This window comes from Streptomyces sp. NPDC025638 (assembly GCF_055558775.1).
Map to the genome: position 1 here is coordinate 703,527 of NZ_JBVHLX010000002.1, position 23,519 is coordinate 727,045.

Consider the following 23,519-nt stretch of genomic DNA (forward strand, 5'->3'; position numbering starts at 1 on the left):
GAAGACCGTTAACGGGGTGTGATCTTCTTCTCGAAGAAAACACCCCGTACCCGGACAATCAGCCTTGGAACCGATACTCTTCGAGCAGCCTGCGCCCGATGATCATTTTCTGGATCTCGGCGGTACCTTCACCGATCAGCAGCATCGGGGCCTCGCGGTAGAGGCGCTCGATCTCGTACTCCTTGGAGAAGCCGTAGCCGCCGTGGATCCGGAAGGCATCCTCCACGACCTCCTTGCAGTACTCGGAGGCGAGGTACTTCGCCATCCCTGCCTCAAGGTCGTTTCGTTCCCCGGAGTCCTTTTTGCGTGCCGCGTTGACCATCATGGCATGCGCGGCCTCGACCTTGGTGGCCATCTCCGCGAGCTTGAACTGGATGGCCTGGTGCTGAGCGATCGGCTTGCCGAAAGTGTGACGTTGCTGGGCGTACCGGACGCCGAGCTCGAAGGCGCGCTGGGCGACACCGCAGCCACGGGCGGCCACGTTGACCCGGCCGACCTCGACTCCGTCCATCATTTGGTAAAAACCTCGGCCGGTGACGCCGCCGAGCACCCGATCGGCCGGAATGCGCAGACCGTCCATGATGAGCTCGGTGGTGTCGACACCCTTGTAGCCCATCTTGTCGATCTTGCCGGGGATGGTCAGACCGGGGCGGACCTCGCCGAAGCCGGGCTCCTTCTCCACCAGGAAGGTCGTCATGGACTTGTGGGGCGCCGTGCCCTCGGGGTGTCCTTCGTCACTTCGGACCAGAACGGCCACCAGGGACGAGGTGCCGCCGTTGGTCAGCCACATCTTCTGGCCGTTGAGGACGTACTCGTCGCCGTCCTTGACCGCCTTGGACGTGATCGCCGACACATCCGAGCCGAGGCCCGGCTCCGACATCGAGAACGCGCCCCGGATGTCGCCGGCCGCCATGCGCGGCAGGAAGTGGTCCTTCTGCTCCTGCGTGCCGTGCTGCTTGAGCATGTACGCGACGATGAAGTGCGTGTTGATGATGCCGGAGACCGACATCCAGCCACGGGCGATCTCCTCGACGCACAGGGCGTAGGTGAGGAGCGACTCGCCCAGGCCCCCGTACTCCTCGGGGATCATCAGACCGAAGAGGCCGAGTTCCTTCAGGCCGTCCACGATCTGCTGCGGGTACTCGTCGCGGTGTTCCAGCTCGGTCGCGACCGGGATGATCTCCTTGTCCACGAAGTCGCGGACGGTGGAGAGGATCTCCTGCTGGACGTCGGTCAGACCGGCGGTCTGGGCGAGTCGGGCCATCTCTACTTCTCCGTGTTCTTTTCCGCAGGTGCGGTCGGCTCGGGGCGGCCCGGCTGCTCGCCGCCGCGCTCCTTGATGTACGTCTCGGTGGGCACCATGACCTTGCGGCGGAAGACGCACACCAGGGTGCCGTCCTGCTTGTAGCCCTTGGTCTCGACGTAGACGATGCCGCGGTCGTCCTTCGACTTCGACGGCCACTTGTCGAGCACGGTCGTCTGGCCGTAGATCGTGTCGCCGTGGAAGGTCGGCGCCACGTGCTTGAGCGACTCGATCTCCAGGTTGGCGATCGCCTTGCCGGAGATGTCCGGGACGGACATGCCGAGCAGGAGGGAGTAGATGTAGTTCCCGACGACGACGTTCTTGCCGAAGTCCGTCGTCTTCTCCGCATAGTTGGTGTCCATGTGGAGCGGGTGGTGGTTCATGGTGAGGAGACAGAACAGGTGGTCGTCGTACTCCGTGACCGTCTTGCCCGGCCAGTGCTTGTACGTCGCCCCGACCTCGAACTCCTCGTAGGTGCGTCCGAACTGCATCGCGCTCAGGCCTCCGGGATCTCGAACTTCGACGTGCGCTGCATGCCGGCGGCGCGGCCCTTGCCGGAGATGACCAGGGCCATCTTGCGGCTGGCCTCGTCGATCATCTCGTCGCCGAGCATCGCGGAGCCCTTCTTGCCGCCCGCCTCGGACGTGTAGTAGTCGTACGCGTCCAGGATCAGCTCGGCGTGGTCGTAGTCCTCCTGGGAGGGCGAGAAGATCTCGTTGGACGCCTCGACCTGGCCGGGGTGCAGCACCCACTTGCCGTCGAAGCCGAGGGCGGCGGCGCGCTGGGCGACCTCGCGGTAGCCGTCGATGTTGCGGATCTGCAGGTAGGGGCCGTCGATCGCCTGCAGGTTGTTGGCGCGGGCGGCCATCAGGATCTTCATCAGGATGTAGTGGTAGGCGTCCGCCGGGTAGCCGGGCGGCTGCTCGCCCACGACCAGCGACTTCATGTTGATGGACGCCATGAAGTCGGCCGGGCCGAAGATGATCGTCTCGACGCGCTGGGAGGCCGTCGCGATCTCGTTGACGTTGTTCAGACCCTGCGCGTTCTCGATCTGCGCCTCGATGCCGATCTTGCCGACCTCGAAGCCCATGGTCTTCTCGATCTGCGTCAGCAGCAGGTCCAGGGCGACCACCTGCTGGGCCGTCTGCACCTTCGGCAGCATGATGCAGTCGAGGTTCTGGCCCGCGCCCTCGACCACGGTCACGACGTCGCGGTACGTCCACTCGGTCGTCCAGTCGTTGACGCGCACGACCCGGGTCTTGCCGGTCCAGTCGCCCTCGTTGAGGAACTTGACGATCGTGTGCCGCGCCTCGGGCTTGGCGAGCGGCGCGCACGCGTCCTCCAGGTCCAGGAAGACCTGGTCGGCCGGGAGGCCCTGCGCCTTCTCCAGGAAGCGGGGGTTGCTTCCCGGGACCGCGAGGCACGAGCGCCGCGGACGCAGACGGTTGACGGGCGTGGTCATGCGGGGACCTCCAGGGGGTCGAGCTTGTTCGCTTTCCGGATCTCGTCGACGATGCGGCCGATGATGCCGGTGATGTCGAAGTCCTTCGGGGTGAAGACCGCGGCGACTCCGGCGGCCCGCAGCTCTTCGGCGTCGCCATTCGGGATGATGCCACCGGCGATCACCGGTATATCTGTGGCACCGGCCACACGGAGGCGTTCCAGCACGTCCGGAACGAGCTGGGCGTGCGAGCCGGAGAGGATGGACAGGCCGACCGCGTGCACGTCCTCGGCGAGGGCCGCGTCCACGATCTGCTCGGGCGTCAGCCGGATGCCCTGGTAGACCACTTCGAAACCGGCGTCACGGGCCCGCACGGCGATCTGCTCGGCGCCGTTGGAGTGACCGTCCAGGCCGGGCTTGCCGACCAGGAAGCGCAGCTTGCCGGCGCCCAGGTCGCGGGCGGTGGCGTCCACCTTGGCGCGGACCTCGGCCAGTGCCGAGCCCTGCTCGACGGGGACGGCCACCGGCGCGGACGAGACGCCCGTGGGGGCGCGGAACTCGCCGAAGACCTCCCGCAGCGCGCCCGCCCATTCGCCGGTCGTGACTCCGGCGCGGGCGCACTCCAGGGTGGCCTCCATGAGGTTGTCGGTGCCCTTGGCGGCGTCCTTCAGCCGCTCCAGCGCCTTGCACGGGCGCGGGTGGTTGAAGGGCGCCTGGTAGCGCGTGTCGCGCCAGTGTCCGATGGCCTCGACGACCCGGGCCTCGACCGCCGGGTCGACCGTCTGGATCGCGGTGTCCAGGTCGGCGGTCAGCGGGTTCGGCTCGGTCGTCTCGAAGATGTTGACGCCGATGATCTTCTCCTGCCCGGATTCGATACGGGCCCGGCGCTCGGCGTGCGAGGCGACCAGCTGCGACTTGAGGTAGCCGGACTCGACGGCGGCCATCGCGCCGCCCATCTCCTGGATCCGGTCGATCTCCGCGAGGGAGTCCTCGACCAGCTGGGCCACCTTCGCCTCGATGACGTGCGAGCCCTCGAAGATGTCCTCGTACTCCAGCAGATCGCTCTCGTGCGCCAGCACCTGCTGGATGCGCAGCGACCACTGCTGGTCCCAGGGGCGGGGCAGGCCCAGGGCCTCGTTCCAGGCCGGGAGCTGGACGGCACGCGCGCGTGCGTCCTTGGAGAGGGTCACGGCCAGCATTTCGAGCACGATCCGCTGGACGTTGTTCTCCGGCTGCGCCTCGGTCAGCCCGAGCGAGTTGACCTGGACGCCGTAGCGGAACCGGCGCTGCTTGGGGTTCTCGATGCCGTACCGCTCGTGCGTGACCTTGTCCCAGATGCGGCCGAAGGCGCGCATCTTGCACATCTCCTCGACGAAGCGGACGCCCGCGTTCACGAAGAAGGAGATGCGCGCGACCACGTCGCCCATGCGCTCCTGCGGCACCTGGCCGGAGTCGCGCACGGCGTCGAGGACGGCGATCGCGGTGGACATCGCGTACGCGATCTCCTGCACCGGCGTGGCCCCGGCCTCCTGCAGGTGGTAACTGCAGATGTTGATCGGGTTCCACTTCGGGATGTGGGAGACCGTGTACGCGATCATGTCCGTCGTCAGCCGGAGCGACGGCCCCGGCGGGAACACATGCGTGCCCCGGGACAGGTACTCCTTGACGATGTCGTTCTGGGTCGTCCCCTGGAGCTTGGTGATGTCCGCGCCCTGCTCCTCCGCGACGACCTGGTAGAGCGCCAGCAGCCACATGGCGGTGGCGTTGATGGTCATCGAGGTGTTCATCTGCTCCAGGGGGATGTCCTGGAACAGCCGGCGCATGTCACCGAGGTGCGAGACCGGGACCCCGACCCGGCCGACCTCGCCGCGGGCGAGGATGTGGTCGGGGTCGTAGCCGGTCTGCGTCGGCAGGTCGAACGCCACCGACAGGCCGGTCTGGCCCTTGGCGAGGTTGCGCCGGTACAGCTCGTTGGACGCCTCGGCGGTGGAGTGGCCGGCATACGTGCGCATGAGCCACGGCCGGTCCTTTTCCCTTGGCGCGTGCGCGGACTTCCGCTTCGCCTCGGCGGGCTGACGCTCAGTCATCTGTGACCTCGGGTGCTCAGATGTTGCGGAAGCGGTTGATGGCGTCGATGTGCTTGGCGCGCATCTCCTCGTCGCGCACGCCCTGGCCCTCCTCGGGGGCCAGGCACAGCACGCCGACCTTGCCCTGGTGGAGGTTGCGGTGCACGTCGTACGCGGCCTGGCCGGTGTCCTCCAGGGAGTACACCTTCGACAGCGTCGGGTGGATCTTGCCCTTCGCGACGAGCCGGTTGGCCTCCCAGGCCTCGCGGTAGTTGGCGAAGTGCGAGCCGATGATCCGCTTCAGGGACATCCACAGGTAGCGGTTGTCGTACTCGTGGTTGTAGCCCGACGTGGAGGCGCAGGTGACGATCGTGCCGCCCTTGCGGGTGACGTAGACCGAGGCGCCGAAGGTCTCGCGGCCCGGGTGCTCGAAGACGATGTCGACGTCCTCGCCGCCGGTCAGCTCGCGGATGCGCTTGCCGAGGCGCTTCCACTCCTTCGGGTCCTGGGTGTTCTCGTCCTTCCAGAACCTGTAGCCCTCGGCGTTGCGGTCGATGATCGCCTCGGCGCCCATCGAGCGGCAGATGTCCGCCTTCTGGTCGCTGGAGACGACACAGATCGGGTTGGCGCCGCCGGCCAGCGCGAACTGGGTGGCGTACGAGCCGAGGCCGCCGCTCGCGCCCCAGATCAGGACGTTGTCGCCCTGCTTCATGCCGGCGCCGTTGCGGGAGACCAGCTGGCGGTAGGCGGTCGAGTTGACCAGGCCCGGGGCCGCGGCCTCCTCCCAGCTGAGGTGGCCGGGCTTCGGCATCAGCTGGTTGGACTTGACCAGGGCGATCTCGGCGAGGCCGCCGAAGTTGGTCTCGAAGCCCCAGATGCGCTGCTCGGGGTCGAGCATCGTGTCGTTGTGGCCGTCGCTGGACTCCAGCTCGACGGACAGACAGTGGGCGACGACCTCGTCACCGGGCTTCCAGGCGTTGACGCCCGGGCCGGTGCGCAGGACGACGCCCGCGAGGTCGGAGCCGATGATGTGGTACGGCAGGTCGTGGCGCTTGGTGAGCTCGCTGAGCTTGCCGTAGCGCTCCAGGAAGCCGAAGGTCGGCAGCGGCTCGAAGATCGAGGTCCACACCGAGTTGTAGTTGACCGAGGAGGCCATGACGGCCACCAGGGCCTCGCCCGGGCCGAGCTCGGGCACGGCGACCTCGTCGAGGTGGAGCGACTTGCGCGGGTCCTTGTCGCGGGTCTCCAGACCCGCGAACATCTCCGTCTCGTCCTTGTGCACGGTGATCGCACGGTACGACTCGGGGAGTTGCAGAGCGGCGAAATCGGCCGGTGTGGATTCCGGCGACTGGATCGCGTCCAGGATGTCCTTCACGGTCACGGTGTTGCCTCCGGCGGTGAGCGCCCTGAGGGAGGGGCGCTGAGGGTTCGTCGGTGCTGCTGAGGGTTGGGTGGAGAAGTGCCGTCGGTTCGGCGGGGTGGTGCTTCGGCAGCGCTTTGTGGCGCGGGAGGTTGCCTGTGACGCAGGCGTCCGGGCGCGCAGGCCATTGGCTTGCTGGGACAGCCGGCGCACGAATGGTCTCTGCGCGCCGGCCGCCCGGACTCCTTCAACGTATGACACCGCGTGTCATCCGGCAAGGCACTGAGTGCCAGAACTTGACCTCAGATGAAATCTTTACGTAACAAATGAGCGATGATCGATCGAACGGCTCTTGAAATCCGCTCGAAAAGCTCCCCTGACATGCCAAAACGGCCACCCCGAGGGGTGGCCGTCATCACAGGGGCGAGGAGGCCTCAGCGGTCCCTGAGTGCCTCCTCGATGGTCCGCATGACCTCGTCGAGGGGCGCGTCGGTACGGGCGACGGTGACCAGGACCTCGCCCTGGGCGGCGACCGCCGCCGGGACGGCCGCAGGCCTGGGCACCGAGGTGCGCCCGGCTTCGATCCCGGTGCCGAACGTCTTCCGCACGATCGCGAAGGCGTGGTCGAGCTGCGCCTCGACGTCCCCCTGTCCGCCCGCCCGCAGCCAGCGCCGCAGGACGTGGTTGTGGGCGGTCACGACGGCGGACGCGGCGACCTCGGCGAGCAGCGGGTCGTCGTTGGCGTCGTCGTCGTGCGCGTGCTCGTCGAAGTGGCCGAGGAGGTAGCGGGTGAAGAGGCGCTCGTAGCGGGCCACCGACGCGATCTCGGCCTCGCGCAGGGTGGGCACCTCGCGCGTGAGCTTGTAGCGGGCGACCGAGATCTCCGGCCGGCCCGCGTACATCTTCATGACTTCCTTGATCCCGCGGCACACCGTGTCGAGCGGATGCTCGTGCGCGGGGGCGGCATTGAGCACCGCCTCGGCGCGGATCAATGTGTCGTCGTGGTCCGGGAAGATCGCCTCTTCCTTGGAGCGGAAGTGGCGGAAGAACGTGCGGCGCGCGACCCCGGCCGCGGCCGCGATCTCGTCGACGGTGGTCGCCTCGTACCCCTTGGTCGCGAACAGCTCCATCGCCGCGGCCGCCAGTTCTCGGCGCATCTTGAGCCGCTGGGCGGCCGCGCGACTGCCTGCGGCACTTTCCGGCGCGTCGGGCGTAGCTGGTGTACGTGAGGACTTGGCGGGCTGGGACATGACCCGAACGTACTGCATGTGCGCAGCTCGATGCGCATGCCCCGGGTTTCCCCCGCCCGCGAGGGGCGGGGGGCCGCCAGTGGGGCCGAGCAGCCCGCCCCACTCCCTGTCGTCGTCGAACCAGTCGCCCGGGTGACTAGGGGGCGTCCCGTGGATCCCGCCGGGGTCGCGGGGTCTGGCACGCACATCTGCGGCGTTGTCGTCACTCGCCGACTCCCCCAAGTTCTCGACTGCGCTCGAGCAGGGGGGACCCCCATCGCGTCGACTCCCTCCTCCGCCTTGCAGCTGCACGCTCCCCCGAGCTCTCGACTGCGCTCGAGCGGGGGGGACCCCCATGACCCCGCTCGGGTCCGCTGAGAGAGACTGCTCCTCGGAGTCGGCCGGATCCACGGGACGTCCCCTAGCGGCGGGCATATTCGCGGAAGCCGCGGCCGGTCTTGCGGCCGAGGCAGCCCGCGGCCACCAGGTGCTCCAGGAGCGGCGCCGGAGCGAGGCCCGGATCGCGGAACTCGCGGTGCAGGACCTTCTCGATCGCCAGGGAGACATCGAGCCCGACCACGTCCAGGAGCTCGAACGGGCCCATCGGGTAGCCGCCGCCCAGCTTCATCGCCGCGTCGATGTCGTCAAGAGACGCATAGTGCTCCTGCACCATCTTGATCGCGTTGTTGAGGTACGGGAAAAGCAGCGCGTTGACGATGAATCCGGCCCGGTCACCACAGTCGACAGCGTGCTTCTTGATCCTGCCGCAGACCTCGCGGACCGTGGCGTGGACGTCGTCGGTCGTCAGCACCGTACGGACGACCTCGACGAGCTTCATGGCCGGCGCCGGGTTGAAGAAGTGCATGCCGATCACGTCCTGCGGACGTGAGGTGGCGCGGGCGCAGGCCACGACGGGCAGCGAGGACGTGGTGGTCGCCAGGACCGCGCCCGGCTTGCAGACCTTGTCCAGCGTCGCGAACAGCTGCTGCTTGATCTCCAGGTCCTCGGCGACGGCCTCGACGGCCAGGTCGACCTCTGCGAAGGCCTCGTAGGAGCCCGCCGGCGTGATCAGGTCCAGGGTCTTCGCGGCGGCCTCGGCGGTCATGCGCCCCTTGTCGACGCTGCGCGCCAGCGACTTGCCGATGCGGGCCTTCGCGGCCTGCGCCTTCTCGTCGCTGCGCGCGGCGAGGACCACCTGGTAGCCGGCCTTGGCGAAGACCTCGGCGATGCCGGAGGCCATGGTGCCGGAACCCGCGACACCGACCGAGTGGACGGAACGGCCCTGCGTGAGGGTGCCGCCCTCCAGCGGGGTCAGCGCGTCCCGCACGACCGTGGCGCTGCCCGGCGCCTCGTAGGTGTAGAAGCCGCGGCCGGACTTGCGGCCGGTCAGGCCCGCCTCGCTGAGCTGCTTGAGGATCGGGGCGGGGGCGTGCAGCCGGTCGCGGGACTCGGCGTACATGGCGTCCAGGACGGTCCGGGCGGTGTCGATGCCGATGAGGTCGAGCAGGGCCAGCGGGCCCATCGGCAGACCGCAGCCGAGCCGCATCGCGGCGTCGATGTCCTCGCGGGAGGCGTACTTCGCCTCGTACATCGCGGCGGCCTGGTTGAGGTAGCCGAACAGCAGCCCGTCCGCGACGAACCCGGGGCGGTCACCGACGGCGACCGGCTCCTTGCCGAGCTCGATGGCGAGGTCCGTGACCGCGGCGACGGCCTGCGGCGCGGTCAGCACGCAGGAGACGACCTCGACCAGGCGCATCGCCGGGGCCGGGTTGAAGAAGTGCAGGCCGAGCACGCGCTCGGGGCGCGCGGAGTCGGCGGCGAGCCGGGTCACCGAGAGGGCATTGGTGCCGGTCGCGAGGATGGTCTCCGGGCGGACGATGCCGTCCAGTTCACGGAAGATCTGGTGCTTGGTCTCGTACGACTCCGGGGCCACCTCGATGACGAGGTCGGCGTCGGCGGCGGCACGCAGGTCGGTGGAGGTGCGGACGCGGGCGAGCAGCTCCGTGCGCTCCTGCTCGCTGAGCCGCTCGCGCTCCACGGCGCGGGCGGTGGAGGACTCCAGGGCGGCGAGCGACTGCGCGGCGGCGGCCTCGCTGATGTCGATGCCGATGACCTGGCGGCCGGCCTTCGCGAGGACTTCGGTGATGCCGGTGCCCATGGTGCCGAGGCCGACGACGGCAATGGTGTTGAGCGGGGACAGAGGGGTGTCGGACAGGGGAGTGGCCATCGCGGGACTCCTGGAGATGAGGGTGACGACTGATGAACGCGCCCAGGTGCGCCGAAGGGGCGCACCGGGTGCGGAAAGGAGTGCGGGTGTAGCCGGGCTGCAAGCGCACACGCCCGGTGCCGTCCGCCACGGGCGCGCACACGCCCGGGGAGCGGCTGAGAACCGACCGGCTCTGTCCCGAAGCCGAGTCGTACTGGTGGTACGTGAGGTACCGAACCGACCTGCACTCACGACGGCTGCGTCACCAAACCGTCGTAAGCAGATGTGCGAGTGGGTGACTCGCTCGTATGAGCTTAACCGGTGGGTAACGAGCGCGCCAGCCCCCGAGTTTGTGATGTAGGTCCCCACCGCCGCACGACCCGCCTAATGTGGGCTTCGTGGACGAAGAGTTGCGATCGCTCACGGAGCGTCTACGGCAGGAGTCGCGCGGCACGGCGGCGTACGAGCGTCTGCTGGCGACCGGGGACCACGACGAACTGGCCGATGTGCTCACCGCGCCCGGACAGCCCCTGTGGGCGCGGGAGCTGGCCGCGTTCCGGCTGGGGGTGGTGGGCGACCGGCGCGCCTTCGAGTCCCTCGTGCTGCTGCTCAACCACCGCGATCCGCCGCGTTGCGCCTCCGCCGCCTACGCCCTCGCCCGGCTCGACGACCCCCGCACGGCCCGCGCGGCCGCCGCCCTGGCCACCAACGAACTGCGCGTCGCCTACGCCCTGCATCCCGTACGGCTCCTGGTGGAGCTGCGCGCCCCCGAGGCCGTGCCCGCGCTGATCACCACCCTGGAGCGCCGACTGCGTCCGCACGACCCCTATCGCCGGGTGGCCCTCGCCTGCGTGGAGGGCCTCGGCACGCTGGGCGACGCCCGCGCAAGACGCGTCCTCAGCGAGGCACTGGCCCACCCGACCCTCGCCGAGGCAGCCGTACACGCACTGGCCCGAATCCCGAAGCCGAGGTGACCTGCGGTCAGCGGGGCAGCTCCATCCCGTACCGCACCTCGGCCACGGCGACGCCGTCCACCTCGAAGGGCTCCTCGGTGCCGTCGGCGCGGAATCCCGCTCGCTCGTAGAAGCGCCGGGCGCGCTTGTTCTCCTTGAGGACCCACAGATACATACGGGCGTGCACGGGCGCGCACCGCCGCACCGCGCTCTCCAGCAGCGCCCGTCCGACACCGCTGCCCAGGTGCGCGGAGTCGACGTAGATCGCGTACAACTCACTGTCCCCGGTGCGCCGTTCGCCGTCCCGGTACGGCCCGTACGCCGCCCAGCCGACGACCTCGCCGCCCCGCTCGGCGACCAGGTTCACCACCCCGTCCCCTGCGTGCCGGGAGAAGCGGGCGCGCCGCCGCTCGGCGTCCTCCGCCACGCTGAGCCCGTCGAGGTAGGACTGCGGCATGAGCCCCTGGTAGGCGCCCTGCCAGCCACGGATGCGTATCTCGGAGACGCGGTCGCAGTCGGCGAGGGTCATGACGCGGATGAGAGGAGGCGTGCCGTCCATGGCCGCACTCTAAGGAGCGGTCGGCGCAGTGGCCCGTGATTATTCGTCCACGATCGCGAACGCCTCGATCTCCATGAGGAACTGTGGCCCCACCAGCGCGGCCACCTGGACGGCCGACGCCGCCGGGAGTCGGTCGTCGGGTATGTGTGCGGCGCGAGCGGCTCGGATCGCCGGCATGTATGCCATGTCCGTGACGAAGTAGGTGAGTTTGACGACGTTCTCGAAGGTCGCGTCGGCGGCGGCCAGACAGCGCCTCAGGTTCTCGAACACCTGGTGTGCCTGGGCCGCCGGATCGCCCTCGCCGACGAGCCTGCCCTCCTCGTCCAGAGGGAGCTGGCCGGAGACGGCGACGAAACGGCCGGTGCCCAGCACGACATGGCTGTACTGGGCCGCGGGCGCGACGCCTTCGGGGGCGGGAATCCTGGTCGGCTCACTCATGGGTCCATGGTGGACCAGGGGTCTGACAACGCCCCCGGCGGGCCTTCCGTTCTCATGGTCGTCGCAGCGCCCCGGCTCAAGGGGTGCGAGAGGCTTCGAGATCCGGGAAGCCCGCAGTGCGGGTCCAACGGAACACCGACGGCCGACCTGTCCGCACACGCCCCGATGATCTGGCGGGCGTCGGCGCTCGACCGGGAAACCCCAGCCGAGCGCCTCGTCAGGCTCCTGGCCGTGGCCAGTTGATCACCTGTGTTGCAACGACCCCTGGAATCAGTGCCGGACGCCGAGCAGACCGTGCAAGGCCGAGCCGCCGGAGGAGGTGGAGGCCGTCTTGGTGGTCAGCGGCATCGGGTCCGGTGTCCTGCGGCACACCGCGTCGGCCTCGCCGGTGCCGCGCGGGACCTTGCCGTTGGTCAGATACGTGGCCAGGTGCTTGTCCAGGCAGTTGTTCCCGCTCAGGGTGACGCCGTGGTTCCCGCCGCCGTCCTCGACCACCAGGCTGGAACCGACCAGCAGACGGTGGGTCGTGACACCGCCCTCGTACGGGGTGGCCGCGTCGTTCGTCGCCTGGAAGAGCAGCGTCGGCGGGAGCTGGGCGTTGGCGATGTTCACCGGCTTCAGCGAGGCCGTCGGCCAGAACGCGCACGGTGCGTTGTACCAGGCGTTGTTCCAGGTCATGAAGGGCGCCTTCTCGTACGCCGCCCAGCCGTCCCCGCGCCACCGGTCCCAGGTGCGCGGCCAGGAGGCGTCACGGCACTGGACCGCGGCGTAGACGCTGTAGTTGTTCTCGCCCACGGAGTCGACGGCGGCGAGCTTGCCGTACAACGCGACCAGCAGGTCCGGGTTCTTGTGGTTCACGTACGCCGCGAACGCGTCGGCCAGGTAGGGCCAGTAGCCGTTGTAGTAGCCGCCGGGCATGAACGTGTCCTCCAGCTCGGAGGCCCCGACCTTGCCGCCGGCCGGCTTCTTGGCGAGCGCCGCCCGCATCGCGTACCACTTGGCCTCGACCTTCGCCGGATCGGTGCCGAGCCGGTACGTCGAGTCGTACTTGGCGATCCAGGCCATGAGAGCGCGGTGACGGTCGTTGAAGGCGTGGTCCTGGGCGAGGTTGTCGTCGTACCAGACGCCCTTGGGGTTCACGATCGAGTCCAGGACCAGGCGGCGCACCCGCTCCGGGAACAGCTTGGCGTAGACGGCGCCGAGGTAGGTGCCGTACGAGTAGCCGAGGTAGTTGATCTTCTTCGCGCCGAGCGCCTGCCGGATCGAGTCCAGGTCCCGCGCGGAGCTGACGGTGTCGATGAAGGGCAGGACGCTCGCGTACTTCTTGGCGCAGGCGGCGGCGAACCCCGTTGCGCGCGTGAGGCCCGCCCGTTCGAGGGCGGCCGTGCGGGGAGCGGAGTCCGGGCGCACCGGCTTGAAGTACCCCGGCTCGCAGTTCAGGGCGGGGGTGCTCGCTCCGACGCCGCGCGGGTCGAAGCCGATGACGTCGTACTGCGCGGCCACCGTCTTCGGCAGCGCGGACGCCACGAACCCGGCGAGCATCAGCCCGCTGGCCCCCGGACCGCCGGGGTTGACCAGCAGCGGGCCCTGGTACGTCTTGGCGGTGTGCGGGATACGCGAGACGGCGAGCGTGATCTGTCGTCCGGACGGGTGCGTGTGGTCGAGCGGCACCTTCACGGAGGCGCACTGGAGCGTCGGATAGTCGGCGGTGCCGCATTTCTTCCAGGTGAGTTTCGCGGCCGGGGCCGCCTGCGCGGGGACGGCGGTGAACGAACCGGCCAGCACGACCGCGGCAGCGCACAGCACGGCTGCGCGTGTTCCCATGGGTCCTCCCGGGACGCAGGGTGTGCGGACCGCGAGGGCCACGGTCCTCGCCGCATCGTCCCGGAGTGGGAGCCCGGAAGAACATGTTATGGCAATAATTGACCCAATTGGGTTGGATGTTGCCCTCGAACGCTCTCAGATCAGAGTGAGTTGGGTCGGTTCGGACATTCCGGCCCCGGGGGGTGTGGGTTGTGCGGGCTCGGGCGGCCGGATCCGCCGTGGCATCCCCGCGCGCGTGGGGCCGATGCCGTACTCCTGTGCCAGTTCATGGACCTGACGGGTGATCCGGCGCTGGTACCACTTCGGCGCGTAGGCGCCCTCCGCGTACAGCCGCTCGTAGCGGCGCACCAGATGCGGATGGTGCGCCGACAGCCAGGACATGAACCACTCACGGGCCCCCGGCCGCAGATGCAGCACCAGCGGGGTCACGGAGGTGGCCCCGGCGGCCGCGATCGCCCGTACCGTGGCGCGCAGTTGGGCCGGGTCGTCGCTCAGGAACGGGACCACCGGCGCCATCAGTACCCCGCAGCCGAGGCCGTGCTCGCCGAGCGTCCGCACGACCTCCAGACGCCGCTCGGGCGCGGGTGTGCCCGGCTCGACCGTGCGCCACAGGGCGGGGTCGGTGAAGCCGACCGAGACCGAGATGCCGACGTCCGTGACCTCGGCCGCCTGCTTCAGCAGGTCGAGGTCGCGCAGGATCAGGGTGCCCTTCGTCAGGATGGAGAAGGGGTTCGCGTGGTCGCGCAGGGCGGAGACGATGCCCGGCATCAGGCGGTAGCGGCCCTCCGCGCGCTGGTAGCAGTCGACGTTCGTGCCCATCGCGATGTGCTCGCCCTGCCAGCGGCGCGAGCCGAGCTGGCGGCGCAGCAGTTCCGGCGCGTTCACCTTGACCACGATCTGGGTGTCGAAGCCGATCCCGGTGTCGAGGTCCAGATAGCTGTGCGTCTTGCGCGCGAAGCAGTACACGCACGCGTGCGTGCAGCCCCGGTACGGATTGACCGTCCATTCGAACGGCATGCGCGAGGCGCCCGGCACCCGGTTGAGGATCGAGCGGGCCCGGATCTCGTGGAAGGTGATCCCGCGGAACTCGGGCGTGTCGAAGGTGCGGGTGGTCACCGCGTCCGCGCCGAACAGCGCGGCGTCGGCGGCCCGGCCGTGTTCGGACTCCACTGTGAGGTTCTCCCAGCGCATGACACCTCCTCGGTAGTACTGCGCACAGAATAGAACACCTGTTCGCATGATCGTGCAAGGGTGTTTTCCGATCGCTTCGGACAGCCGGAGGCACCCCGATTTGGGCGGCCGGGGACCGGGGTGGTTGGCTTTGCCCAACCCCGAGAACTCAGGTCCTGGAGGAAGTCAATGGCGCAGGTCGAGGCCACTACGGAGCGGGTCGTCGCGGCGAACGCGGAGAAGGTGTTCGACGCCCTCGCCGATTACAGCGGCACGCGCGAGCGGCTGCTGCCCGAGCACTTCAGCGAGTACGAGGTGCGCGAGGGCGGCGACGGCGAGGGCACCGTCGTCCACTGGAAGCTCCAGGCCACCAGCAAGCGCGTCCGCGACTGCCTCCTGGAGGTCAGCGAGCCGACCGACGGCGAGCTGGTCGAGAAGGACCGCAACTCCTCCATGGTCACCACCTGGCGCGTCACCCCCGCCGGTGAGGACAGGTGCAGGGTCGTCGTGACCAGCACCTGGAAGGGCGCCGGCGGCATCGGCGGCTTCTTCGAGCGGACGTTCGCGCCCAAGGGCCTCGGCCGGATCTACGACGCGGTCCTCGCCAAGCTCGCCACCGAGGTCGAGAAGTAGCCCAAAGGGGCCAAACGACAAGCAGGGAAGGCGGGTTGATCCCTCACCGGTTCGAGTGGATCTCCGATTCGCCGCCCTGAGTGGCCGTAACTCGTCGCGCTTGCTCGCAGTTGTCGATTTACGCGTGGATTTACGCGGAATTCGTGCGGCAGCGCGACGAGGGGAGCGGTACGTGGGCGGGACGCTGGTGCAGGACGAACCGGCCGTGGCACCTTCGGACGACCCCGTCCCGCTCCCCGGGCCCGCGGCCCGACTTCGCCCGCGCCGCGTCCGGTTGGTGTTCTGCGGGCTGATGCTCGCCCTGCTCCTGGCGGCGCTCGACCAGATGATCGTCGCCACCGCGCTGCCCAGGATCGTCGGTGAACTGCACGGCCTGGACCGGATGTCCTGGGCGATCACCGCGTATCTGCTCACCGCGACCGTGGGCCTGCCCGTCTACGGCAAGCTGGGCGACCTCCTCGGCCGCAAGGGCGTCTTCCAGTTCGCGATCGCCGTCTTCGTGATCGGCTCGGCGCTCGCCGGCCGCGCCCGCAGCATGGACCAGCTGATCGCCTTCCGCGCGGTCCAGGGCATCGGCGCGGGCGGCCTGCTGATCGGCGTGCAGGCGATCATCGCGGACATCGTGCCGCCCCGGCAGCGCGGCCGCTACATGGGCCTCATCGGCGCGGCCTTCGGCCTCGCCTCCGTCGCCGGCCCGCTGCTCGGCGGCTACTTCACCGACCATCTCTCCTGGCGCTGGTGCTTCTACGTCAACGTGCCCTTCGGCCTGCTCACCCTGGCCGTCGTCACCGTGGTGCTCAAGCTTCCCAAGCCAGAGGTCCGGGCGCGCCTCGACGTCGTCGGCGCGCTGCTGCTCGCCGCGGTGTCCACCTGCCTGGTCCTGCTGACCAGTTGGGGCGGCACCGAGTACGCCTGGGACTCGCGGCAGATCCTCGGCCTCGGCGCGGGCGCGCTGGCCGCCGCCGTCCTCTTCCTGGTGGCCGAGCTGCGCGCCGCCGAACCCCTCATCCCCCTCAGGCTGTTCAAGGACTCCGTCTTCAACGTCACCGGTCTGGCAGGCCTGGTGACCGGCGTCGCACTGTTCGGGGCCGCCAGCTATCTGCCCACCTTCCTGCAGATGGTCGACGGCGCCTCGGCCACCGAGTCGGGCCTGCTGATGCTGCCCATGATGGCCGGTGTCGTCGGCGCCTCGATCCTCGCCGGACAGCTCATCAGCCACACCGGCCGCTACAAGCTCTTCCCGGTCCTCGGCGGCCTGCTCTCGGTCGCCGGCATGTGGCTGCTGTCCCGGCTCGGCGTCGACACGCCCCGGCTGCACTACAGCATCTGGATGGCCGTCCTCGGCGCCGGCATCGGCATGGTGATGCCCGTGCTGGTCCTCGCCGTGCAGAACTCCGTGCGCCCCGCTGACCTCGGCACCGCCACCAGCGCCAACAACTACTTCCGGCAGATCGGCGGCAGCGTCGGCGCCGCCGTCTTCGGCACCCTCTTCGCCGACCGGCTCGCCGACGCCCTGCACCGGCGTCTGCCCGCACACACGGGCGCCCGGCTCCCCGACCCGGAGTCCCTCACCCCGCAGCTCGTGCACGCGCTGCCCCCGGAGCTGCGCGACGCCTACGTCCGCGCCTACGCCGACGCGATGCCCCGGATCTTCCTCTACCTCGTCCCGGTGCTCGGCCTCGGCCTGCTCATCGCCTTCTTCCTCAAGGAGAAACCGCTGGTGTCCCACAACGCCCCCGCCACCCACCAGCAGGCCGCACCGGTGAACGCCCCGATCCCGCAGGCTCGCCCCCAGCCTTCGGCCGGGGGGACCCCCATCTCGCTTCGCTCGCCCTACGCCGCCGGAGTCCCCGTCTGCGGCACGGTGCAGCACTCCGACGGAACCGTGGTGCCCCGGGCCGCGCTCACCCTCATCGACGTGGCGGGACAGCAGATCGGGCGCGGCGCGAGCGGGGAGGACGGCCGGTATGCGTTGTCCACGCCCGGCTCGGGGGCGTACGTCCTGATCGCCGCGGCGGGCGGCCACCAGCCGCAGGCGGTGTCCGTGACCGTCGGCGAGCGGCCCGTCGAACTCGACGTCGTCCTCGGCGGCGCCGGACGCCTCGCGGGCACCGTGCTGACCGCGGACGGCGCTCCCGTGCGGGACGCCGCCGTCACGCTCACCAACGTCCACGGCGAGGTCGTGGCGAGCACCCGCACCGGGCGCGAGGGCGGGTACGTCATCGGCGAGCTGGTGGCCGGGGAGTACACCCTCGCCGCCAGCGCGCCCGCCTTCCGGCCCGCCGCGCTCCCCGTCAGCGTGCAGGCCTCCCGGGAGACCCGGCAGGACGTGGAGCTCGCGGGCGGTGCCCTGCTGCGCGGCACCGTGCGGGCCGGCGACGGACGGCCCGTCGAGGACGCGCGCGTGACCCTGCTGGACGCGGCCGGGAACGTCGTGGACACGCTCACCACCGGTGCCGACGGAACGTTCCGGTTCGTCGACCTCTCCTCCGGCGAATACACCGTCATCGCGGCCGGTTACCCGCCGGTTGCCACCGTGCTCCAGGTGGCCGGCGGAGGACGGACGGAGCGAGATCTCCAGCTGGGACACGAGGACTGACGCACCATCGGGCGCGCCCCGGGCGATCAAGTGAAACCAATTCCAGGATTGCCACACATCGCGACGAGCCGTCCCCGTACGGTAGTGGCGGGCGGCACAGATCTATGCGGAGCCGTGGGGAGAGAGGGCCTTGGCCATGGACCGTGGCACCGAGAGGGACACACCTCCCAGCCGCGGAGCTGGGGACGGCGCGGCGGGCACCGCGGCCGGGCGCATCCCGCTGGCCGTGGTCGTCGTCGACCGCGACGGGCTGGTCTCCCACTGGAGCAGCGGCGCGAGGCGGCTGTTCGGCGTGACCAGGGAGGACGCCGTGGGGCGTCCCGCCGGCGATCTCCTGCCGGTCTCCGGCGCACTGCCCGACGGCCTTCAGGCCGAACCGCTGCTGGACTCCTCCGGACCCTACGAGGCCTACGACGGGTTGGGACCCGATCTGGAGGCCTCGCTCGGCGGCCGTACCGCCTACGCGACGGCGGGCCGGGCCCGGCTCTCCCAGCGGGACGGCGAACGGCCCGCACAGGACGACCCGGGTTCCGGGCACGACGACCGGCGGCTCGACGTGCTGTGGTGGGCCTACCCGCTGGTCGGCCCGGGGCCCGCACGGCTCCTGGTGCTCGCCGCGGACGCGGCGCGCCTGCGTGCCGAGCGCGGCTACGACGCGGAGACCGCCGAACGGATCTCACCCGGTTTCGCCCGTTACACCGAGCTCCCCGCGTTCGACGAACTCGCCCGGCGGCTGCCCGAGATCCTGCCCAACATGGGCCCCGGCCTGAGCGGCCGCATCGTCTCCCAGGTGCTCGAACTCGGCTACCCGGTCATGGAGTTCAGCCAGTACGACCGGGTGCCGGTGACACCCGACTGGGGCGTGCCCCGACGCGCCGGACGCAGCCGTACCGAGTCCGTGCCGCGGGAGGGGACGGCGGTCGTCGTCCCGGCCGGCGCCGAGCACGAGCTGGAGTACGCCGCCGTGCGCGAGCGGCTGGAGTTCCTCAACGAGGTCAGCTCCGGCATCGGCTCCTCCCTCGACCTGGGCGAGACCATTCGCGAGGTCACCAGCGCCGCCGTGCCCCGCTTCGCCGACTTCGCCGGCACCCATCTGCGCTCGGCGGTCCTGGCGGGCGAGGGCTTCCCGGACGGCCCGCCCGACGCGACCACCGTGATGCACCGGGTCTGGGTCGAGCACAACGACGAGCCCGGACGCTGGGACGACACCGTGCCGGTCGGCGAGACCTTCGCCTTCCCCGAGCACACCCCGTTCTACAAGTGCATGGTCACCGGCGAACCGGTCCTCATCGAGAGGGTCACCGAGGAACTGGGCAACCGTATTTCCGGCGAGTTCGAGAAGCGCGACCTCAGGCCGCTGATCAACGGACGCTCGCTCTTGATCGTCCCGCTCAAGGCGCGCAACGTCGTACTCGGCTTCATGGTGCTGATGCGCCGCCTCGACCGTGCGGCCTTCGACGACATGGACCGGACCACGGGCGCCGAACTCGCCGCCCGGGCAGGCCTCGTGCTCGACAACGCCCGCATGTACACGTACCAGGAGAACGTCGCCGACACCCTCCAGGACAGCATGCTGCCGCAGGTCACCCCGCGCATGGCCGGCTGCGACGTGGCCACCCGCTATCTGCCCGGCACCCGGCTCGGGCGGATCGGCGGTGACTGGTTCGACACCATCAAACTGCCCGCCTCGCGCACCGCTCTCGTGGTCGGCGACGTCATGGGGCACGGCCTCAACTCGGCCGCGATGATGGGCCAGTTGCGGACGGCCGTGCAGACCATGGCCGCCATGGAGACCCCGCCCGCCCAACTGCTGCGCAATCTCGACGACCTGGCCCGACGGCTCGGCGAGAACTACCTCGCCACCTGTCTGTACGCCGTGTACGACCCGATCCGCGGTGAGCTCCAGCTCTCCAACGCCGGGCACATCCCGCCCGTCCTGGTACGCGCCGAGGACGGCAGCAGCGAACTGCTCGACCTGCCCACCGGCGCCCCCATAGGAGTGGGCGGCGTCCCCTTCGAGGCCGTCGTCGTGCCGGTCTCGCCCGGGGACCGGCTGGTGCTGTGCACCGACGGCCTGGTGGAGGTGCGCGGAGCCGACATCGGCGAGGGTCTCGCCGCGCTCTGCGAGTCGGCCGCACACCCTGCGGCCTCGATGGACGACGCCTGCGACACGATCATCCGGGCACTGAACACGCGCGGCGGCCGCAAGGACGACGTCGCGCTGCTCATGGCCCGGCTCAACGGCATCCCGGCCGAAGACGTCGCCGAGTGGCACCTGTCCTGCGACCCGCGCGAGGTGGCACGTGCCCGGCGGCTGGTTCGCGCCCGCCTGCTGGAGTGGGGCCTCGACGACGCGGTGGACACGGCGGAGCTGCTGGTCAGCGAGGTCGTCAGCAATGCCGTACGGCACGCGGTCGGTGCCCGGATCGGGCTGCGGCTGGTCCGCACCGACGCATTGCTGTTCGAGGTCACGGACGACGAACCGGAGCTGCCCACCCTGCTCGGCGCGGGCGTGTACGACGAGTCGGGCCGCGGCCTGCGCGTGGTCAGCCGCCTGGCCCGAGAGTGGGGCGCCAGTGCTGCCGGGCACCGCAAGACCGTGTGGTTCGAACAGGCCCTGACACCACCTCGGCGGAGGACCTGAGGGGCGCGCGTCCAAACAGAGTGCGCCCCTGGGCGTGCGTGGGCCGGAAGTTCTGGGTGGAGGTTGGCGCTCCCCTCTTGCCGTGCGCCCGCTCGCCGCGATACTCCGATCACGGAACCGACCGGTGGGGAGCGGACATGAATATTTCGGCGGACTACCGCAATTCCTGGGAGAGTTACTGGCGGGAGACTTCCGACGGGCCGGGTGAGGCGATCTGGGACTCCGACCCCTCACTGACGGCGGTGCCGCACAGTGAACTGCTCCTGCAATATGCGGACGACGCGCGCGCCATCGTCGACCTCGGCTGCGGCAACGGCACCCAGACGCGGTATCTGGCCACCCGGTTCGCGAAGGCCGTCGGCGTCGATCTCTCGCACGCCGCCATCGAGCACGCCCGCCGTGCGGCGGGTGGCGACACCGTCGAGTTCGAGCAACTCGACCTGACCGAGACCGAAGCGGTGCGCGCGCTGCACGCCCGTCTCGGCGACAGCAACGTGTACATGCGCGCCGTCATGCATCAGAGCGAGCCGTCGGCCCGGCCCCTGGTGGCCGAAGCGGTCGCCGAGATCATCGGTGCCCGGGGGCGGGCGTTCGTCGTCGAACTCACGTCGGACTCCCGGCAGGTGCTGCAGTGCGCGGCGGCGGGTCCCGCGGGGCCGCCGCCCAAGCTGCGCCGGGTGTTCCAGCACGGGCTCAAGCCCGCCGACGCGTCGGACGAGGAGATTCCGAAGCTGTTGGGGGAAGCGGGACTCGACATCCTCGCGAGCGGCGAAACGACCCTGCCCCAGACCGAGTACATGGCGGACGGCACCCGGATCGACCTGCCCGCACGCTGGTTCGTCCTGGCCGGCCGCGGCAGCGTGGCGTAGCGGCGCACGACCTGTGGTGTCTGCCGTGGGCGCGGGTCCCGCCTGCTGGTCTGCCCCGCCCTTCGCGCGTAACGTGACGGAGCATGAAGATCCTCATCAGTGCGGACATGGAGGGCGCCACGGGTGTCACCTGGCCGGCGGACGTGCTGCCGGGGACACCGCAGTGGGAGCGGTGCCGGTCGATGTTCACCTCGGACGTCGACGCTGCGGTGCGTGGGTTCTACGACGGCGGCGCGGACGAGGTGATCGTCAACGAGGCGCACTGGTCCATGCGCAACCTGCTCCTGGAGCGGCTGGACGAGCGGGTGCGGATGCTCACCGGGCGGCACAAGTCGCTGTCCATGGTGGAGGGCGTGCAGCACGGGGACGTGGACGGCATCGCGTTCGTCGGCTACCACGCGGGCGCCGGCACGGAGGGCGTCCTCGCGCACACCTACCTGGCGAACTCCATCACCGGGGTGTGGCTCAATGACGTACGGGCCAGTGAGGGACTGCTGAACGCGCATGTCGTCGCCGAGTACGGGGTGCCCGTCGTGCTCGTCACCGGCGACGACGTGGCCTGCGAGGACGCGCTCGGCTACGCCCCGGAGGCGCTCAAGGTCGCGGTCAAGGACCATGTGTCGCGGTATGCGGCCGTGTGCCGCACCCCGGCCAGGACCGCCGCCGACATCCGCGCCGCGGCCAAGGAGGCGGCCTCGCTGGCGGTGCGTCACGAGCCCGTGCGGGGCGGGCCGTTCACCATCGCCCTGGAATTCGACGCCGAGCACCTGGCGCAGGCCGCGACCGTCGTACCGGGGGTCGCACGGGTCGGGGAGCGGAAGGTGGCGTACACCAGCGGCACCATGTACGAGGGGATCCGGACGTTCAAGGCGGTCACCACGATCGTCTCGGCCGCGGTGGAGGAGCAGTATGGCTGACGCGCAGGCGCTGGACGAGGTCGTCCGGTTCACCTCGGAACTGATCCGGATCGACACGACCAACCGCGGCGGCGGGGACTGCCGCGAGCGGCCGGCCGCCGAGTACGCCGCTGAGCAGCTGGCCGGCGCCGGGCTGGAGCCCTCGATGCTGGAGCGCACCGCCGGGCGGACCAACGTCGTCGCCCGGATCGAGGGCACCGACCCGTCCGCCGACGCGCTGCTCGTGCACGGCCACCTCGACGTGGTGCCCGCGCGGGCCGAGGACTGGAGCGTGCACCCGTTCTCCGGGGAGATCCGCGACGGGGTCGTGTGGGGCCGGGGCGCGGTCGACATGAAGAACATGGACGCGATGATCCTCGCGGTCGTACGGGCCTGGGCCAGGGAAGGCGTACGGCCCCGGCGCGACATCGTGGTCGCGTTCACCGCCGACGAGGAGGCCAGCGCCGAGGACGGCTCCGGGTTCCTGGCCGACCGGCACGGCGCGCTGTTCGAGGGCTGTACCGAGGGCGTCAGCGAGTCGGGCGCGTACACCTTCCACGACGGGACCGGACGGCAGATCTACCCCATCGCCGCGGGCGAGCGCGGCACCGGCTGGCTGAAGCTCACCGCCCGCGGGCGGGCCGGGCACGGCTCCAAGGTCAACCGGGAGAACGCGGTGACCCGGCTCGCCGCCGCGATCACCCGGATCGGCGCGTACGAGTGGCCGCTCAGGCTCACCCCGACCGTGCGGGCCTCCCTCACCGAACTCGCGGCCCTGTACGGCATCGAGGCGGACCTGAGCGACGTGGACCGGCTCCTGGACAAGCTCGGCCCGGCCGCGAAGCTCGTCGAGGCCACCGTCCGCAACAGTGCCAACCCGACGATGCTGGAGGCCGGTTACAAGGTCAACGTCATCCCCGGGGAGGCGGTCGCGTACGTGGACGGGCGGTATCTGCCCGGCGGCGAGGACGAGTTCCGTGCGACGCTCGACCGGCTGACCGGACCCGACGTGGAGTGGGAGTTCCATCACCGGGAGGTCGCCCTGCAGGCCCCGGTGGACTCGCCGACGTACGCGAAGATGCGCGCCGCCGTGCAGGAGTTCGCGCCCGAGGGGCACGTGGTGCCGTTCTGCATGTCGGGCGGCACGGACGCCAAGCAGTTCTCACGGCTGGGCATCACCGGGTACGGCTTCACACCGCTGAGGCTCCCCGAGGGCTTCGACTACCAGGCGATGTTCCACGGGGTCGACGAACGCGTCCCGGTCGAGGCGCTGCACTTCGGCGTCCGGGTCCTCGACCGCTTCCTGCGGACGGCCTAGAGGCGGTGGAA

The 23,519-nt window shown here is 70.2% G+C and carries 18 protein-coding genes; 7 read left to right on the plus strand and 11 right to left on the minus strand.

Features of this window, described 5'->3' with window-relative positions; all coding sequences use genetic code 11:
* Positions 1 to 58 precede the first annotated feature (58 nt).
* The 7 genes from ACZ4EG_RS07350 to ACZ4EG_RS07380 form a co-directional block, all read right to left on the minus strand.
* Complete coding sequence (locus tag ACZ4EG_RS07350) at positions 59 to 1,264, minus strand: acyl-CoA dehydrogenase family protein (RefSeq protein WP_356940999.1); 1,206 nt, start codon at positions 1,262 to 1,264, stop codon at positions 59 to 61.
* Between the two features lie 2 nt (positions 1,265 to 1,266).
* Entirely contained in the window at positions 1,267 to 1,794 is a 528-nt protein-coding gene (locus ACZ4EG_RS07355; protein ID WP_453556247.1) for a MaoC family dehydratase, read from the minus strand.
* A gap of 5 nt (positions 1,795 to 1,799) precedes the next feature.
* Positions 1,800 to 2,765 carry an HpcH/HpaI aldolase/citrate lyase family protein gene (locus ACZ4EG_RS07360; protein ID WP_099932428.1) on the minus strand — a complete coding sequence of 322 codons (966 nt, stop codon included), beginning with the start codon at positions 2,763 to 2,765 and terminating at the stop codon, positions 1,800 to 1,802.
* Complete coding sequence (locus tag ACZ4EG_RS07365; RefSeq protein ID WP_453556244.1) at positions 2,762 to 4,831, minus strand: protein meaA; 2,070 nt, start codon at positions 4,829 to 4,831, stop codon at positions 2,762 to 2,764. The genes ACZ4EG_RS07360 and ACZ4EG_RS07365 overlap by 4 nt, the downstream gene beginning before the upstream one ends.
* A gap of 16 nt (positions 4,832 to 4,847) precedes the next feature.
* Positions 4,848 to 6,191 (minus strand): crotonyl-CoA carboxylase/reductase, encoded by a 1,344-nt coding sequence (gene ccrA / locus ACZ4EG_RS07370; protein WP_453556241.1) that lies wholly within the window; start codon positions 6,189 to 6,191, stop codon positions 4,848 to 4,850.
* Positions 6,192 to 6,604: 413 nt separating this feature from the next.
* The gene (locus ACZ4EG_RS07375; protein ID WP_390732622.1) at positions 6,605 to 7,438 is read right to left on the minus strand and encodes a TetR family transcriptional regulator; all 834 of its coding nucleotides are present in this window, start codon (positions 7,436 to 7,438) and stop codon (positions 6,605 to 6,607) included.
* A gap of 382 nt (positions 7,439 to 7,820) precedes the next feature.
* Entirely contained in the window at positions 7,821 to 9,626 is a 1,806-nt protein-coding gene (locus tag ACZ4EG_RS07380) for a 3-hydroxyacyl-CoA dehydrogenase family protein (protein ID WP_467789889.1), read from the minus strand.
* 377 nt (positions 9,627 to 10,003) lie between these two features.
* Here ACZ4EG_RS07380 and ACZ4EG_RS07385 point away from each other — a divergent pair, with 377 nt between their 5' ends.
* Positions 10,004 to 10,579, plus strand: a complete 576-nt coding sequence (locus tag ACZ4EG_RS07385; RefSeq protein ID WP_390707089.1) for an adenylosuccinate lyase — start codon at positions 10,004 to 10,006, stop codon at positions 10,577 to 10,579.
* Between the two features lie 7 nt (positions 10,580 to 10,586).
* Here the strand turns inward: ACZ4EG_RS07385 and ACZ4EG_RS07390 are convergent, their stop codons facing one another.
* From ACZ4EG_RS07390 to ACZ4EG_RS07405, 4 genes are all read right to left on the minus strand, one after another.
* On the minus strand, positions 10,587 to 11,117 hold the full coding sequence (locus ACZ4EG_RS07390; protein ID WP_467789890.1) for a GNAT family N-acetyltransferase: 531 nt from the start codon (positions 11,115 to 11,117) through the stop codon (positions 10,587 to 10,589).
* 39 nt (positions 11,118 to 11,156) lie between these two features.
* Positions 11,157 to 11,555 (minus strand): RidA family protein, encoded by a 399-nt coding sequence (locus ACZ4EG_RS07395; RefSeq protein ID WP_467789891.1) that lies wholly within the window; start codon positions 11,553 to 11,555, stop codon positions 11,157 to 11,159.
* Positions 11,556 to 11,825: 270 nt separating this feature from the next.
* Entirely contained in the window at positions 11,826 to 13,379 is a 1,554-nt protein-coding gene (locus ACZ4EG_RS07400) for an alpha/beta hydrolase (RefSeq protein ID WP_467789892.1), read from the minus strand.
* Positions 13,380 to 13,514: 135 nt separating this feature from the next.
* Positions 13,515 to 14,570 (minus strand): Rv2578c family radical SAM protein, encoded by a 1,056-nt coding sequence (locus ACZ4EG_RS07405; RefSeq protein ID WP_467789893.1) that lies wholly within the window; start codon positions 14,568 to 14,570, stop codon positions 13,515 to 13,517.
* A gap of 168 nt (positions 14,571 to 14,738) precedes the next feature.
* On the opposite strand from ACZ4EG_RS07405, the gene ACZ4EG_RS07410 reads away from it, so the two are divergent.
* From ACZ4EG_RS07410 to ACZ4EG_RS07435, 6 genes are all read left to right on the plus strand, one after another.
* Entirely contained in the window at positions 14,739 to 15,182 is a 444-nt protein-coding gene (locus tag ACZ4EG_RS07410) for an SRPBCC family protein (RefSeq protein ID WP_390707084.1), read from the plus strand.
* A 172-nt stretch (positions 15,183 to 15,354) separates the two neighbouring features.
* Positions 15,355 to 17,781: an MFS transporter gene (locus ACZ4EG_RS07415; RefSeq protein ID WP_453556225.1), complete on the plus strand. Its 2,427-nt coding sequence runs from the start codon at positions 15,355 to 15,357 to the stop codon at positions 17,779 to 17,781.
* A 136-nt stretch (positions 17,782 to 17,917) separates the two neighbouring features.
* The gene (locus tag ACZ4EG_RS07420; RefSeq protein ID WP_467789894.1) at positions 17,918 to 20,425 is read left to right on the plus strand and encodes a SpoIIE family protein phosphatase; all 2,508 of its coding nucleotides are present in this window, start codon (positions 17,918 to 17,920) and stop codon (positions 20,423 to 20,425) included.
* Between the two features lie 137 nt (positions 20,426 to 20,562).
* On the plus strand, positions 20,563 to 21,294 hold the full coding sequence (locus tag ACZ4EG_RS07425) for a class I SAM-dependent methyltransferase (protein ID WP_467789895.1): 732 nt from the start codon (positions 20,563 to 20,565) through the stop codon (positions 21,292 to 21,294).
* An 83-nt stretch (positions 21,295 to 21,377) separates the two neighbouring features.
* On the plus strand, positions 21,378 to 22,211 hold the full coding sequence (locus tag ACZ4EG_RS07430) for a M55 family metallopeptidase (RefSeq protein WP_467789896.1): 834 nt from the start codon (positions 21,378 to 21,380) through the stop codon (positions 22,209 to 22,211).
* The gene (locus ACZ4EG_RS07435; RefSeq protein WP_453556213.1) at positions 22,204 to 23,508 is read left to right on the plus strand and encodes a M20/M25/M40 family metallo-hydrolase; all 1,305 of its coding nucleotides are present in this window, start codon (positions 22,204 to 22,206) and stop codon (positions 23,506 to 23,508) included. The genes ACZ4EG_RS07430 and ACZ4EG_RS07435 overlap by 8 nt, the downstream gene beginning before the upstream one ends.
* Positions 23,509 to 23,519: the final 11 nt, after the last annotated feature.

Excerpts from the sequence above, each read along its gene's own strand:
- ACZ4EG_RS07360 (WP_099932428.1), bottom strand. The coding sequence starts at position 2,765 with ATGACCACGCCCGTCAACCGTCTGCGTCCGCGGCGCTCGTGCCTCGCG.
- ACZ4EG_RS07390 (WP_467789890.1), bottom strand. The coding sequence starts at position 11,117 with ATGGACGGCACGCCTCCTCTCATCCGCGTCATGACCCTCGCCGACTGC.
- ACZ4EG_RS07395 (WP_467789891.1), bottom strand. The coding sequence starts at position 11,555 with ATGAGTGAGCCGACCAGGATTCCCGCCCCCGAAGGCGTCGCGCCCGCG.
- ACZ4EG_RS07430 (WP_467789896.1), top strand. The coding sequence starts at position 21,378 with ATGAAGATCCTCATCAGTGCGGACATGGAGGGCGCCACGGGTGTCACC.
- ACZ4EG_RS07350 (WP_356940999.1), bottom strand. The coding sequence starts at position 1,264 with ATGGCCCGACTCGCCCAGACCGCCGGTCTGACCGACGTCCAGCAGGAG.
- ACZ4EG_RS07425 (WP_467789895.1), top strand. The coding sequence starts at position 20,563 with ATGAATATTTCGGCGGACTACCGCAATTCCTGGGAGAGTTACTGGCGG.
- ACZ4EG_RS07375 (WP_390732622.1), bottom strand. The coding sequence starts at position 7,438 with ATGCAGTACGTTCGGGTCATGTCCCAGCCCGCCAAGTCCTCACGTACA.
- ACZ4EG_RS07410 (WP_390707084.1), top strand. The coding sequence starts at position 14,739 with ATGGCGCAGGTCGAGGCCACTACGGAGCGGGTCGTCGCGGCGAACGCG.
- ACZ4EG_RS07400 (WP_467789892.1), bottom strand. The coding sequence starts at position 13,379 with ATGGGAACACGCGCAGCCGTGCTGTGCGCTGCCGCGGTCGTGCTGGCC.
- ACZ4EG_RS07435 (WP_453556213.1), top strand. The coding sequence starts at position 22,204 with ATGGCTGACGCGCAGGCGCTGGACGAGGTCGTCCGGTTCACCTCGGAA.
- ACZ4EG_RS07405 (WP_467789893.1), bottom strand. The coding sequence starts at position 14,570 with ATGCGCTGGGAGAACCTCACAGTGGAGTCCGAACACGGCCGGGCCGCC.
- ACZ4EG_RS07380 (WP_467789889.1), bottom strand. The coding sequence starts at position 9,626 with ATGGCCACTCCCCTGTCCGACACCCCTCTGTCCCCGCTCAACACCATT.
- ACZ4EG_RS07420 (WP_467789894.1), top strand. The coding sequence starts at position 17,918 with ATGGACCGTGGCACCGAGAGGGACACACCTCCCAGCCGCGGAGCTGGG.
- ACZ4EG_RS07355 (WP_453556247.1), bottom strand. The coding sequence starts at position 1,794 with ATGCAGTTCGGACGCACCTACGAGGAGTTCGAGGTCGGGGCGACGTAC.
- ACZ4EG_RS07365 (WP_453556244.1), bottom strand. The coding sequence starts at position 4,831 with ATGACTGAGCGTCAGCCCGCCGAGGCGAAGCGGAAGTCCGCGCACGCG.